We start from the raw sequence: 10,825 nt of genomic DNA on the forward strand, positions 1-10,825 counted from the left end.
TCTAAACCTTCCAGACTTAAGCCGAAGCCTTGGGAAGGACTTCCCAGGTCTTCAGCTTGGACTTCGGAGCGCACTCGATGATGCGGATCGCTTCACCGGCCTTGTACGCGTTGGATTCGTCGTGCGCGTGGTACTTCTTGGACTGACGCACGATCTTCTTCAGAACCGGGTGAACGATGGTCCGTTCGACCTTCACCACCACGGTCTTGTCGCCTTTGTCGGAGACGACGACCCCTTCGAGGATACGCTTGGGCATATCGTTCTCCTTAAGCCGCGGCCTTGGCGCGCAGCACGGTCTTGATCCGCGCGATATCCTTGCGGATCTCGTTGACGCGGTGGGTCTTCTCGACCTGGCCCGTGGCGGCCTGGAAGCGCAGGTTGAACTGCTCCTTCTTCAGGCTCAGCAGGGTGTCGGCCAGCTGGTCGGGGGTCATGCCCCGGATGTCAGCGATCTTCATGAGCCTCAAGCCTCCACGGCCACGCCCGCGTCGATGCGGGTCACAACACGGGTGCGGATCGGCAGCTTGGCGGCGCCCAGGCGCAGGGCCTCACGCGCGATATCGTCCGGCACGCCGTCGATTTCGAACATGATGCGGCCCGGAGCCACGCGCGCGGCCCAGTAGTCCACCGCGCCCTTGCCCTTACCCATCCGCACTTCGGCCGGCTTGCCGGTGACCGGCACGTCCGGGAAGATGCGGATCCAGACGCGGCCTTGACGCTTCATCTGGCGGGTGATGGCGCGACGGGCGGCTTCGATCTGGCGGGCCGTGATGCGCTCCGGCTCGACGGCCTTCAGGCCGTACGAACCGAAGTTCAGCAGGGTGCCGCCCTTCGAGGCGCCGTGGATGCGGCCCTTGAACTGCTTGCGGAATTTGGTCTTCTTCGGAGACAGCATGGCGATCTAATCCTTAGGCGCGATCGCGACGGTCACGACGCTCGCCCCGGTCGGGACGATCGCCGCGCTCACGGCCGCCACCTTCGCCGGCCGGGCCGGACTCGGTGGCCAGGCGCTTGTCGAGCGCCATCGGATCATGCTCCAGCACCTCGCCCTTGAAGATCCAGGTCTTCACGCCGATGATGCCGTAGGTGGTCTTGGCTTCGGCGAAACCGAAGTCGATGTCGGCGCGCAGGGTGTGCAGCGGCACGCGGCCTTCGCGATACCACTCCATGCGCGCGATTTCCGCGCCGCCCAGGCGACCCGAGACGTTGATCCGGATGCCCTTGGCGCCGAGGCGCACGGCCGACTGGATCGAACGCTTCATGGCGCGACGGAAGGCGATCCGGCGTTCCAGCTGCTGAGCGATGGACTCGGCGACCAGCTGAGCGTCGGTTTCCGGCTTGCGGATCTCGACGATGTTCAGGTGGACCTCGCCCTCGGTCATCACCGACATGTCCTTGCGGAGCTTGTCGATGTCAGCGCCCTTCTTGCCGATGATGACGCCCGGACGGGCGGCATAGATCGTGATGCGGCACTTCTTGTGCGGACGCTCGATGATGATGCGCGAGACGCCGGCTTGGTACAGACGCTTCTTCAGTGCCGTGCGGACCGCCAGGTCTTGGTGCAGCAGCTTGCCGTACTGGTTGCCGTCGGCGAACCAACGGCTGTCCCAGGTGCGGTTGATGCCGAGCCGCAGCCCGACCGGATTGACTTTCTGACCCATTAGGCGGCCTCACCCAGTTCGCGGACCACGATCGTGATCTCGGAGAACGGCTTCTCAACGCGCGTCGCGCGGCCGCGAGCGCGGGGCGAGAAACGCTTCATGATCAGGTTCTTGCCCACATAGGCCTCGGCGACAACCAGGCTGTCGATGTCGAGGTTGTGGTTGTTCTCGGCGTTGGAGATCGCCGAGTACAGCGCCTTGCGGACGTCCTGAGCGATGCGCTTGTGGCTGAACTCGAGCTCGTTGAGAGCGCGCTGGACGTTCAGGCCACGGATGGACTGAGCGACCAGGTTCAGCTTGCGCGGGCTGGTGCGCAGGGTGCGCACCTTGGCCATCGCTTCAGTGCCCGGCAGGCGGCGTTCTTGCTTCTGCTTGGCCATGATTACTTCCTCTTGGCCTTCTTGTCGGCGGCGTGACCCGGGAAGTTCCGGGTCGGCGCGAATTCGCCGAACTTCATGCCGACCATGTCTTCCGACACGAGCACGGGGACATGCTTCTGGCCGTTGTGCACGCCGAAGGTCAGGCCGACGAATTGCGGCATGATGGTCGAGCGGCGCGACCAGGTCTTGATGACGTCCTTGCGGCCCGACGACAGAGCGGCATCGGCCTTCTTCAGGAGGTACCCGTCGACAAACGGGCCTTTCCAGACGGAGCGGGTCATGGCTTAGCGGCCCTTCTTCGCTTTGTGGCGCGAGCGGATGATGAACTTATCCGTGGCCTTGTTGACGCGGGTCTTGGCGCCCTTGGTCGGCTTACCAGCCGGGGTCACCGGGTGACGACCGCCCGAGGTCCGGCCTTCACCACCGCCGTGCGGGTGGTCGACCGGGTTCATGGCGACACCACGGACGTGGGGGCGACGACCCATGTGACGAGAACGACCGGCCTTGCCGAGGTTCTGGTTCATGTGGTCCGGGTTCGACACGGCGCCGACGGTGGCCATGCACGAGTCGAGCACCATGCGCAGCTCGCCCGAGTTCAGGCGGATCTGGGCGTAGCCGGCGTCACGACCGACCAGCTGGGCGTAGGCGCCAGCCGAACGGGCGATCTGACCACCCTTGGCGGGCTTCAGCTCGATGTTGTGGATGATCGTACCGATCGGCAGCGTGCGCAGCGGCGAGGCGTTGCCCGGCTTCACGTCGACCTTCTCGCCGGTGACGACTTCGTCGCCGGCCTTCAGGCGTTGCGGGGCCAGGATGTAGGCCAGCTCGCCGTCGGCCTGATACTTGATCAGGGCGATGAAGGCGGTGCGGTTGGGGTCGTACTCGAGACGAACGACCGTGGCCACGCCTTGCTTGCGGCGCTTGAAGTCGACCAGACGGTACAGGCGCTTGGCGCCGCCGCCGCGGAAACGGACCGCGACACGGCCGTTGCCGCCGCGACCGCCCGACTTGGTCAGGCCTTCAACGAGCTTCTTCTCGGGCTTGCCCTTGTGAAGTTCGCTGCGGTCGATCAGCACCAGGCCGCGCTGGCCGGGGCTGGTCGGGTTAAATTGCTTCAAGGCCATGACTTAGAGCCCCGTCGTGATGTCGATCGACTGGCCTTCGGCCAGCGTCACGATCGCTTTTTTGACGTCGTTGCGACGACCCACGATGCCGCGGAAGCGCTTGGTCTTGCCCTTGGTCACGATGGTGTTGACCTTGGTCACCTTGACCTTGAACAGCTCTTCGACGGCGGCGGCGATTTCGTCCTTGGTCGCGTCGTTGGCCACCTTGAAGACAACCTTGTTCTGCTCGCTGAGCAGGGTCGTCTTTTCGGTGATCACCGGCGACAGGATCGTGTCGTAGTGGCGAGCGGTGGCGGCCATTAGGCGGCTTCCTTCTCAGCGAAACGAGCCGAGATCGCTTCGACCGCGTCCTTGGTCAGGACCAGGGTCTGGCGACGCAGCACGTCGTAGACGTTCAGGCCGGCGTTCGGCAGGACATCCACGTTCGGGATGTTGCGGGCGGCGAGCTTGAAGTTCGCGTCCACTTCCGGACCGGCGATGACCAGGGCGTTCTTCAGACCGATCTTGTCGAAGTTGGCGCGCAGAGCGGCCGTCTTGGCTTCGGTCAGAACGGCGCTGTCCAGGACGACCAGCGAGCCCGACTTGGCCTTCGACGACAGAGCGTGCTTCAGGGCCAGGGCGCGGATCTTCTTGGGCAGGTCGAAGGCGTGGCTGCGGACCACGGGACCGTGGGCCTTGGCGCCGCCGACGAACTGGGCCGCACGGCGCGAGCCGTGACGGGCGCCGCCGGTGCCCTTCTGCTTGTACATCTTCTTGCCCGTGCGAGAGACCTCGTTGCGGACTTGAATCTTGTGGTTGCCCGAGCGGCGCTTGGCCAGCTGCCAGGTCACGACGCGCTGCAGGATGTCGCCGCGGATGTCGTCGATGCCGAAGATGGCGTCGTCGAGATCAACGGAACCGGCCTTGCCGCCGTCCAGTTTGATGACGTCGAGTTTCATTAGCCTTCGCCCTCTTCGGTCGCAGCCGCGGGGGCCTCTTCAGCGGGGGTTTCAGCAGCGGCCGGAGCCTGGCCAGCCTTGCGGAAGGCGCCCGGACGCGGCGCGTCGGCCGGCAGGGCCTTCTTCACGGCGTCGCGAACCTTCACGTAGCTGCCTTCGTGGCCGGGGACGGCGCCCTTGACCAGGATCAGGCCGCGCTCGACGTCGACCTTCCAGACGGTGACGTTGAGGGTGGTGACGGTTTCTTGACCCAGGTGACCGGCCATCTTCTTGCCCGGGAACGTACGGCCCGGATCCTGGCGGTTACCGGTCGAACCGTGCGAGCGGTGCGAGACCGAAACACCGTGGGTGGCGCGCAGACCGCCGAAGTTCCAGCGCTTCATGGCGCCGGCGAAACCCTTACCGACGGTGACGCCTTGGATGTCGACCTTCTGGCCGGCGACGAAGTGGTCGGCCGTCAGTTCGGCGCCGACTTCGATCAGGGCGCTTTCCTCGACGCGGAACTCGGCGACGACGCGCTTCGGCTCGACGGCCGCCTTCGCGAAGTGACCGCGCATGGCGTTCGAGGTGTTCTTGGCCTTCTTGGCGCCAGCGCCGAGTTGCAGGGCGGTGTAGCCGTCCTTCTCAACGGTGCGCACGCCCGTGACCTGGCAACCGTCGAGCGACAGGACGGTGACCGGCACGTGCTGACCAGCTTCGTCGAAGAAGCGGGTCATGCCCAGCTTCTTGGCGATCACGCCGGTGCGTTGGGTGGGGAGAGTCATGGATCAGGCCCTCCTTACAGCTTGATTTCGACGTCAACGCCGGCCGACAGGTCGAGCTTCATCAGCGCGTCCACGGTCTGCGGAGTCGGGTCAACGATGTCGAGAACGCGCTTGTGCGTCCGGATCTCGAACTGCTCGCGCGACTTCTTGTCGACGTGCGGCGAACGGTTGACGGTGAATTTCTCGATAAGCGTGGGCAGGGGGATGGGGCCCCGCACCGTCGCGCCCGTGCGCTTGGCCGTATTGACGATCTCGCGCGTGGAATGATCCAACACGCGGTGATCGAAGGCCTTGAGCCGGATGCGGATGTTCTGACGATCCATATCGCTCGGTTTCCTAGTGGGCTGCGCCCGCGTCTCGAACCATTTCAAAGACCAACTCGGAACCCCAAGGGGCCCCGTACGCAGCGTCCGCAAAACAAAACTCCCCAACAGTCGCCTGTCGGGGTGATGACCAGATATTGCACCTACCCTCCGAGGAGGATCAACGGCGCTATGTCCGGGCGTCTCGCGAACCGCGTTTGAGCTCGAAAGCTCACAGCCGGTCCAACAGAGGCGCGCTTGTACGGTCCAGAATCGGTTTCGTCAAGCGCTGTGTTCGGGCTCCGAAGACCGCGCGAAAAAGGCTCCCGGCGACGACCGGGAGGCTTCCGAACTTGCCCTATATATAGAGAGTGTCCCGCGCGCGGCGCCGCCTAGCGACCGATGATCACGTCGCCCGAGCCGGCCACGTGCTTCTTGACCGGTCCGTTGACCTTGGCGATCCGCACGTCGCCCGAGCCGGCGACCGAGACATCGACCATGTCGGCCTCGCCGTTGAAGGTCACGTCGCCCGAGCCCATCACGTTGACATCGACCGAACGGCTGCGCCCGCCGGCCACCGTGATGTCGCCCGAGCCGGCGATATTGCCTCGCAGCTTGCCGTTGACGCTGGCGGCCGAGACGTCGCCCGAGCCGGCGATATTGACCTCGAGGTCGCCGCTGATGACCTGGGCCCTGATATCTCCGGAGCCCGCCAGATCGATCGAGGCCGAACCGGCCGCCCCGGCCTTGGTGTCGCCAGAGCCCGCCTGGCGGATCTTCAGCGCGCCCTTGGTGTTGGCGACCGTCCAGTCGCCGCAGCCGGCGTTGGAAAGTTCCACGCTGTCCGAGCGGCCGATGTCGCCGAACACCGCGCCGCCGGCGCGCACCCGGGCGTCCATCGGCACGCGCACCGCCACCTGCGGGAAGTTGTCGTAGGCCACGTCGCCGACGCCGCGGACGTGGACCCAGATCTTGCCGTCGCGGCTGTGGCAGCCGTTGATCCGGTTCATGCGCAGATTACCGTCGACAACCACTTCCTCGCCCTCGTTACGCACCTCCAGCGGCAGGCTGGCGTTGGTGGTCAGGAATTCGACCTTCACGTCGGGACGGTTTTCCGGGATCACCACGACGCGGGCCACCGCGTCCTTGATCTTGATGGCCGGGGCGGCGGGCGCGGCGGCGGCGGCGCTCGCGGCGGCGACGGCGGCGGCCGCGAGGGCCAGGGTGGTCAGAGCGCGCATCGGTATCTCCCCTCGGATGCGTGAATGCGATGAAGGGACGCTAACGGCAGGCGGCGGAAGCTTCGACTTAATTCGAGGTCATGACCGGGAAGTCACGATCGACCCCGCGCCCCGGCCCTCGCCTTGACCAAAGACGCGATTGTTCGCCGTCGTCATCGTTCGGTGGATGACCAAACGTCAAAGCTGCCGCAATCTGCCGCTCATGGCCGGCACGACCTTCGACACCCGACGCGCGCAGATGTTCCCGAGGCTGGAGACGGCCGAGGTCGATCGTCTGCGCCGCTTCGGCCAGACGGTGCGGGTCGAGGCCGGGGAGGCCCTGGCGACGGCGGGCGTCCCCTCCCCGGGCCTGTTCGTGATCCTGTCCGGCCGCGTGGCGCTGTCGCGGCGCGACGCCCACAACGAGAGCCAGCCGATCGTCGAGCACGCCGCCGGCCAGTTCATCGGCGAGATCGCCCAGCTGTCGGGCCGCCCTTCCCTCGTCGACGTCACGGCGATCACCCCGGTCGAGGCCCTGCTGATCGCGCCGGACCGCCTGCGCGCCGTGCTGATCGCCGAGGCCGAGCTGGGCGAGCGGGTCATGCGCGCCCTGATCCTGCGCCGCGTCAGCCTGATCGAGACCGGCGCCGGCGGCCCGATCGTCATCGGCCGCGCCGCCGACGGCGAGGTCATCCGCCTGTCCGGCTTTCTGGCCCGCAACGGCCATCCATACCAGCATCTGGATCCCGACGAGGTCGATTGCGCCAAGGTGCTGATCCAGCGGTTCGACGTCGACGAGAGCGAGCTGCCGATCGTGCTGTGCCCGAACGGCGCGATCCTGCGCCAGCCGACGAACCACCAGCTGGGCCGCTGCATCGGCCTGGTCGGGCCGATCGACGCCGAGCGCCTTTACGACGTCGCCATCGTCGGCGCGGGCCCGGCGGGCCTGGCCACCGCCGTCTACGCCGCCTCCGAGGGGCTGTCCGTGCTGGTGCTGGACAGCCGGGCCTTCGGCGGCCAGGCGGGGGCCTCGGCGCGGATCGAGAACTATCTGGGCTTTCCGACGGGCATCACCGGCATGGCCCTGATGGGCCGCGCCTACGGCCAAGCGCAGAAGTTCGGCGCGGAGCTCGCCATCCCCGACGAGGTCGCCTCGCTGGTCTGCGAACAGGACGGTCAACACCGCTACCGCCTGGCCCTGGCCCGCGGCGAGACCGCCCAGGCGCGCGCCGTGGTCATCGCCAGCGGCGCGCGCTATCGCCGGCTGGAGGTCGACAATCTGGATCAGTTCGAGGGCGCCAGCGTCCATTACTGGGCCTCGCCGCTGGAGGCCAAGCTGTGCGCCGGCCAGGAGGTCGCCCTGGTCGGGGCCGGCAACTCGGCCGGCCAGGCGGCGGTGTTTCTGGCCAGCCACGTCAGGAAGGTCTGGATGATCGTGCGCGGCGAGAGCCTGGCGGCGACCATGTCGCGCTATCTGATCGAGCGCATCGAGAGCACGCCCAATATTGAGGTGATCGTCCGCGGCGAGGTCGTCGGGCTGGACGGCGAGGGCGATCAGCTCGCGACGGTGCGCTGGCGCGGCCCGGGCGGGGTCGAGACCACCCAGGCGATCAATCACCTGTTCCTGTTCATCGGCGCGGCGCCCAATACCGGCTGGCTGGCCAATTGCCACGTCGAGCTCGACAACCACGGCTTCGTGCGCACCGGGACGGATCTCGCGCCGGGCCATCCGCTGCTGCAGACCAGCCGCAAGGGCGTGTTCGCGATCGGCGACGTGCGCGCCGGCTCGGTCAAGCGCGTGGGCGCCGCGATCGGCGAAGGCGCCCAGGCCGTCGCCGCCATCCACGCCTATCTGGCGGAGGGCTGAAGCCATGACCTGCACGCACGAAGCCTCCATCCGGGTCGTGACGCCCAGCGCCAAGGGCTGCGAGGACTGCTTGAAGACCGGCGGCTGGTGGGTGCACCTGCGCCTCTGCCGCACCTGCGGCCACGTCGGCTGCTGCGACGACAGCCCCAGCAAGCACGCCACCGCCCACTTCCGCGCGACCCGGCACCCGATCATCGAGGGCTACGACCCGCCGGAGGGCTGGGGCTGGTGCTTCTTGGACGAGGAATTCGTGGAACTGCCCAACCAGACGGAGCGGCTGCTGCCGATACCACGGTTCGTGGAGGGGTAGACGGCCTTATCCCAGAGCGCGGCCTAACCATTAAGGATCGTTATGTTGCGGCCCCCGCCGAGGTCCGCGATATCGACGTTCTCCAATTTTGGGAAGGATCGATGAAACTCACGCTCTTGTCGCTTGGCCTGGCGAGCGCGCTGGCCGCCTCCCCCGCACTCGCCGCCGCCCCCGCTTGCGCTACGCCCGACTTTGCCGCTCAGGCCAAGGCGCTGGTCGACGGCGAGGTCAAGGCTGGCCGGTTTTCCGGCGCGGTGCTGGTCGCCAAGGACGGCGTCGCGGTGCTGCGAGAGGGCGTCGGCCTGGCCAATCGCGAATGGGACATCCCCAACGCGCCCGACACCAAGTTCCGCCTCGGCTCGATCACCAAGCAGTTCACGGCCGTGGCGATCATGCAGCTGGTGGAAGCCGGCAAGCTGTCGGTCGACGATCCGATTTCGAAATACTACGCCGACGCGCCCCCGGCCTGGTCGAAGATCACGCTCAAGCACCTGCTCACCCATACCTCCGGCATCCCCAGCTACACGGGCATCCCCGGCTTCTTCGACAAGGACGGCCGCCTGCCGCTGAAGCCCGAGGACATCGTCAAGCTCACGCGGGACAAGCCGCTAGAGTTCGAGCCGGGCAGCAAGTTCGCCTATGACAATTCGGGCTATATCCTGTTGGGCTATGTGATCGAGAAGGTGTCGGGCCAGACCTACGCCGACTATGTCACCCAGCATCTGCTTCAGCCCCTGGGCCTGAAGAACACCGGCTATGACGTTACCACACAGATCCTGGCCAAGCGCGCCTCGGGCTATCAGTCGACCCGAGGCGGCCTGCGCAACGCCGAGTATCTGGACATGTCCCTGCCCTACGCCGCCGGCTCGCTCTATTCGACGGTCGACGACCTGCTGGCTTGGGATCGGGCGCTAACCAGCGGCAAGCTTCTGACCGAAGCCTCTCGCAAGGCGCTGTGGACCGATTACGGCAACAAGTATGGCTACGGCTGGGTCATCGGGGAACAGTCCGGCCACCCGCGGATCAACCACGGCGGTGGCATAAACGGTTTCGCCACCGCCCTGAACCGCTATCCCGCGGATGGGCTGGTCACGGTGGTGCTGTCGAACTTCGAGAGCGCCGGCGCTAGCCCGCTGGCCGCCAATCTGGCGGGCCTGTGTCTCGGGACTTGGCAGCCGCCCAAGGCGATCACCCTGCCGACCGCGATTCTCGACAAGTATGTCGGCTCCTATGCCTTGACGCCGACGTTTATCCTCAAGGTCTATCGCGAGGGCGACCAGCTGATCACCCAGGCCACCGGCCAGGGCCCGATCCCGATCGTCGCCACCGCGCCAGGCGAGTTCTACGCCGCCGGTCCGAACGCCAGGCTGAGCTTCAAGCAGACCGGCGACGCGCCGGCCACCGGCCTGGTGCTTCACCAAGGCGGTCGCGACATGAACGCCGAGCGGGTTCCGGACAAGCCCTAGGCCCGAAACCTCGCCTTCCGCCTAGCGCTCCAACGCGCCCTTGCCGGCGAGGATCTTGTCGCGAAACTTCTCGATCCGCGCGAAGCGGGTCGCCGGCTGCTTGGCCTGGTTCAGGGCGAACAGATAGCTCCGCTGGCGGCCGGGCGTCAGGGCGTGGAAGGCCTCGGCCAGGTCCGGATCGGCGTCCAGGGCCTCGATCAGCTCGGCGGGCATGTCGATCTCGCGGTCGACCTTCGGGGGCTGCGTCCCCGCCTCGGCATGCTCCATCAGTTGCCGAAGATAAGCCCGAATCACCGGGGCCTTCGCCTCAACTTGGTCGACGGCGGTGAAGCGTATCAGGCTCGGCGTCGGGCTGTTGGGGCCTGGCGTCTCCAGCACGCCCTCGCTGTCGACCAGCAGACCGGCGTTGAGGAAGCCCAGTCGGAAGTCGTTCCGCAGCGCGCCGATGATCGCGATGTTGCGGCCCGCGTGGGTGTAGCAGGGATGAGCCCACTTCACCGTCTCCTCCAACCCCTCGGCGAGACAGAGCGCCCGCAGCGCGTTCAGGCCCTCGATCCAGGGGCGGGTCGAGCAGTCCGGCGTCGCGAAGCGATCGCAGCGCCCGCAGCCCTGGGTGAAGAAGTCGTCCGCGTCGGTGATCATCGCCATGGCGCCACCATAGCAAATGGTCCCGGAGTTTCCTCCAGGGCCTCCGCTTGCGCGGGGTCTTCGGACGGCGACCGAGGATCTGGGGCGATAAGCTCTCCCTTCCCCTTGATGGGGGAAGGGCCGGGGATGGGGGTGACCCGCGGAG

16 protein-coding genes and 1 pseudogene are annotated in these 10,825 nt (G+C 66.7%); 3 read left to right on the plus strand and 14 right to left on the minus strand.

What is annotated here, in order from left to right; all coding sequences use genetic code 11:
- Positions 1 to 16: 16 nt before the first annotated feature.
- From rpsQ to Q0V34_RS12225, 13 genes and pseudogenes are all read right to left on the minus strand, one after another.
- A complete protein-coding gene (rpsQ, locus tag Q0V34_RS12165; protein WP_297512115.1) occupies positions 17 to 256 on the minus strand; it encodes a 30S ribosomal protein S17 in 240 nt (79 codons plus the stop codon).
- Positions 257 to 266: 10 nt separating this feature from the next.
- The gene (gene rpmC / locus Q0V34_RS12170; protein ID WP_297512118.1) at positions 267 to 458 is read right to left on the minus strand and encodes a 50S ribosomal protein L29; all 192 of its coding nucleotides are present in this window, start codon (positions 456 to 458) and stop codon (positions 267 to 269) included.
- 5 nt (positions 459 to 463) lie between these two features.
- Complete coding sequence (gene rplP / locus Q0V34_RS12175) at positions 464 to 895, minus strand: 50S ribosomal protein L16 (protein ID WP_297512121.1); 432 nt, start codon at positions 893 to 895, stop codon at positions 464 to 466.
- A gap of 13 nt (positions 896 to 908) precedes the next feature.
- Positions 909 to 1,661, minus strand: coding sequence for a 30S ribosomal protein S3 (rpsC, locus tag Q0V34_RS12180; RefSeq protein WP_297512124.1), 753 nt, complete (start codon positions 1,659 to 1,661; stop codon positions 909 to 911).
- A complete protein-coding gene (gene rplV / locus Q0V34_RS12185) occupies positions 1,661 to 2,041 on the minus strand; it encodes a 50S ribosomal protein L22 (protein WP_297512127.1) in 381 nt (126 codons plus the stop codon). The genes rpsC and rplV overlap by 1 nt, the downstream gene beginning before the upstream one ends.
- A 2-nt stretch (positions 2,042 to 2,043) precedes the next feature.
- The gene (rpsS, locus tag Q0V34_RS12190) at positions 2,044 to 2,322 is read right to left on the minus strand and encodes a 30S ribosomal protein S19 (RefSeq protein ID WP_004616930.1); all 279 of its coding nucleotides are present in this window, start codon (positions 2,320 to 2,322) and stop codon (positions 2,044 to 2,046) included.
- Between the two features lie 3 nt (positions 2,323 to 2,325).
- Positions 2,326 to 3,165: a 50S ribosomal protein L2 gene (gene rplB, locus Q0V34_RS12195; protein WP_297512130.1), complete on the minus strand. Its 840-nt coding sequence runs from the start codon at positions 3,163 to 3,165 to the stop codon at positions 2,326 to 2,328.
- 3 nt (positions 3,166 to 3,168) lie between these two features.
- On the minus strand, positions 3,169 to 3,465 hold the full coding sequence (locus Q0V34_RS12200) for a 50S ribosomal protein L23 (RefSeq protein WP_010919129.1): 297 nt from the start codon (positions 3,463 to 3,465) through the stop codon (positions 3,169 to 3,171).
- Positions 3,465 to 4,103 (minus strand): 50S ribosomal protein L4, encoded by a 639-nt coding sequence (gene rplD / locus Q0V34_RS12205; RefSeq protein WP_066684370.1) that lies wholly within the window; start codon positions 4,101 to 4,103, stop codon positions 3,465 to 3,467. The genes Q0V34_RS12200 and rplD overlap by 1 nt, the downstream gene beginning before the upstream one ends.
- Complete coding sequence (gene rplC / locus Q0V34_RS12210) at positions 4,103 to 4,867, minus strand: 50S ribosomal protein L3 (protein ID WP_297512135.1); 765 nt, start codon at positions 4,865 to 4,867, stop codon at positions 4,103 to 4,105. The genes rplD and rplC overlap by 1 nt, the downstream gene beginning before the upstream one ends.
- A gap of 14 nt (positions 4,868 to 4,881) precedes the next feature.
- Positions 4,882 to 5,190, minus strand: coding sequence for a 30S ribosomal protein S10 (gene rpsJ / locus Q0V34_RS12215; RefSeq protein WP_004616952.1), 309 nt, complete (start codon positions 5,188 to 5,190; stop codon positions 4,882 to 4,884).
- Between the two features lie 13 nt (positions 5,191 to 5,203).
- A pseudogene (locus tag Q0V34_RS12220) lies at positions 5,204 to 5,405 on the minus strand (hypothetical protein).
- A 156-nt stretch (positions 5,406 to 5,561) separates the two neighbouring features.
- The gene (locus Q0V34_RS12225) at positions 5,562 to 6,410 is read right to left on the minus strand and encodes a DUF2807 domain-containing protein (RefSeq protein ID WP_297512138.1); all 849 of its coding nucleotides are present in this window, start codon (positions 6,408 to 6,410) and stop codon (positions 5,562 to 5,564) included.
- A gap of 166 nt (positions 6,411 to 6,576) precedes the next feature.
- On the opposite strand from Q0V34_RS12225, the gene Q0V34_RS12230 reads away from it, so the two are divergent.
- The 3 genes from Q0V34_RS12230 to Q0V34_RS12240 all read left to right on the plus strand — a co-directional run bounded on the left by Q0V34_RS12230 (position 6,577) and on the right by Q0V34_RS12240 (position 10,032).
- Complete coding sequence (locus Q0V34_RS12230; RefSeq protein ID WP_297512141.1) at positions 6,577 to 8,256, plus strand: FAD-dependent oxidoreductase; 1,680 nt, start codon at positions 6,577 to 6,579, stop codon at positions 8,254 to 8,256.
- Between the two features lie 4 nt (positions 8,257 to 8,260).
- Positions 8,261 to 8,566 carry a UBP-type zinc finger domain-containing protein gene (locus tag Q0V34_RS12235; protein ID WP_297512144.1) on the plus strand — a complete coding sequence of 102 codons (306 nt, stop codon included), beginning with the start codon at positions 8,261 to 8,263 and terminating at the stop codon, positions 8,564 to 8,566.
- 101 nt (positions 8,567 to 8,667) lie between these two features.
- Positions 8,668 to 10,032 (plus strand): serine hydrolase, encoded by a 1,365-nt coding sequence (locus Q0V34_RS12240; RefSeq protein WP_297512147.1) that lies wholly within the window; start codon positions 8,668 to 8,670, stop codon positions 10,030 to 10,032.
- 21 nt (positions 10,033 to 10,053) lie between these two features.
- On the opposite strand, the gene Q0V34_RS12245 is transcribed toward Q0V34_RS12240, so the two are convergent.
- Positions 10,054 to 10,680, minus strand: a complete 627-nt coding sequence (locus Q0V34_RS12245) for a YdeI family protein (RefSeq protein WP_297512149.1) — start codon at positions 10,678 to 10,680, stop codon at positions 10,054 to 10,056.
- Positions 10,681 to 10,825 lie beyond the last annotated feature (145 nt).

Origin of the sequence: uncultured Caulobacter sp. (genome assembly GCF_947036865.1) — a bacterium.
GTDB lineage: Bacteria > Pseudomonadota > Alphaproteobacteria > Caulobacterales > Caulobacteraceae > Caulobacter.

Coding starts and splice junctions, on each gene's coding strand:
- Q0V34_RS12245 (WP_297512149.1), bottom strand. CDS start 10,680: ATGGCGATGATCACCGACGCGGACGACTTCTTCACCCAGGGCTGCGGG.
- rplV (WP_297512127.1), bottom strand. CDS start 2,041: ATGGCCAAGCAGAAGCAAGAACGCCGCCTGCCGGGCACTGAAGCGATG.
- Q0V34_RS12200 (WP_010919129.1), bottom strand. CDS start 3,465: ATGGCCGCCACCGCTCGCCACTACGACACGATCCTGTCGCCGGTGATC.
- rpsC (WP_297512124.1), bottom strand. CDS start 1,661: ATGGGTCAGAAAGTCAATCCGGTCGGGCTGCGGCTCGGCATCAACCGC.
- Q0V34_RS12240 (WP_297512147.1), top strand. CDS start 8,668: ATGAAACTCACGCTCTTGTCGCTTGGCCTGGCGAGCGCGCTGGCCGCC.
- rplP (WP_297512121.1), bottom strand. CDS start 895: ATGCTGTCTCCGAAGAAGACCAAATTCCGCAAGCAGTTCAAGGGCCGC.
- rpsJ (WP_004616952.1), bottom strand. CDS start 5,190: ATGGATCGTCAGAACATCCGCATCCGGCTCAAGGCCTTCGATCACCGC.
- rpsQ (WP_297512115.1), bottom strand. CDS start 256: ATGCCCAAGCGTATCCTCGAAGGGGTCGTCGTCTCCGACAAAGGCGAC.
- rpsS (WP_004616930.1), bottom strand. CDS start 2,322: ATGACCCGCTCCGTCTGGAAAGGCCCGTTTGTCGACGGGTACCTCCTG.
- rplD (WP_066684370.1), bottom strand. CDS start 4,103: ATGAAACTCGACGTCATCAAACTGGACGGCGGCAAGGCCGGTTCCGTT.
- rplB (WP_297512130.1), bottom strand. CDS start 3,165: ATGGCCTTGAAGCAATTTAACCCGACCAGCCCCGGCCAGCGCGGCCTG.
- Q0V34_RS12230 (WP_297512141.1), top strand. CDS start 6,577: ATGACCAAACGTCAAAGCTGCCGCAATCTGCCGCTCATGGCCGGCACG.
- rplC (WP_297512135.1), bottom strand. CDS start 4,867: ATGACTCTCCCCACCCAACGCACCGGCGTGATCGCCAAGAAGCTGGGC.
- Q0V34_RS12225 (WP_297512138.1), bottom strand. CDS start 6,410: ATGCGCGCTCTGACCACCCTGGCCCTCGCGGCCGCCGCCGTCGCCGCC.
- Q0V34_RS12235 (WP_297512144.1), top strand. CDS start 8,261: ATGACCTGCACGCACGAAGCCTCCATCCGGGTCGTGACGCCCAGCGCC.
- rpmC (WP_297512118.1), bottom strand. CDS start 458: ATGAAGATCGCTGACATCCGGGGCATGACCCCCGACCAGCTGGCCGAC.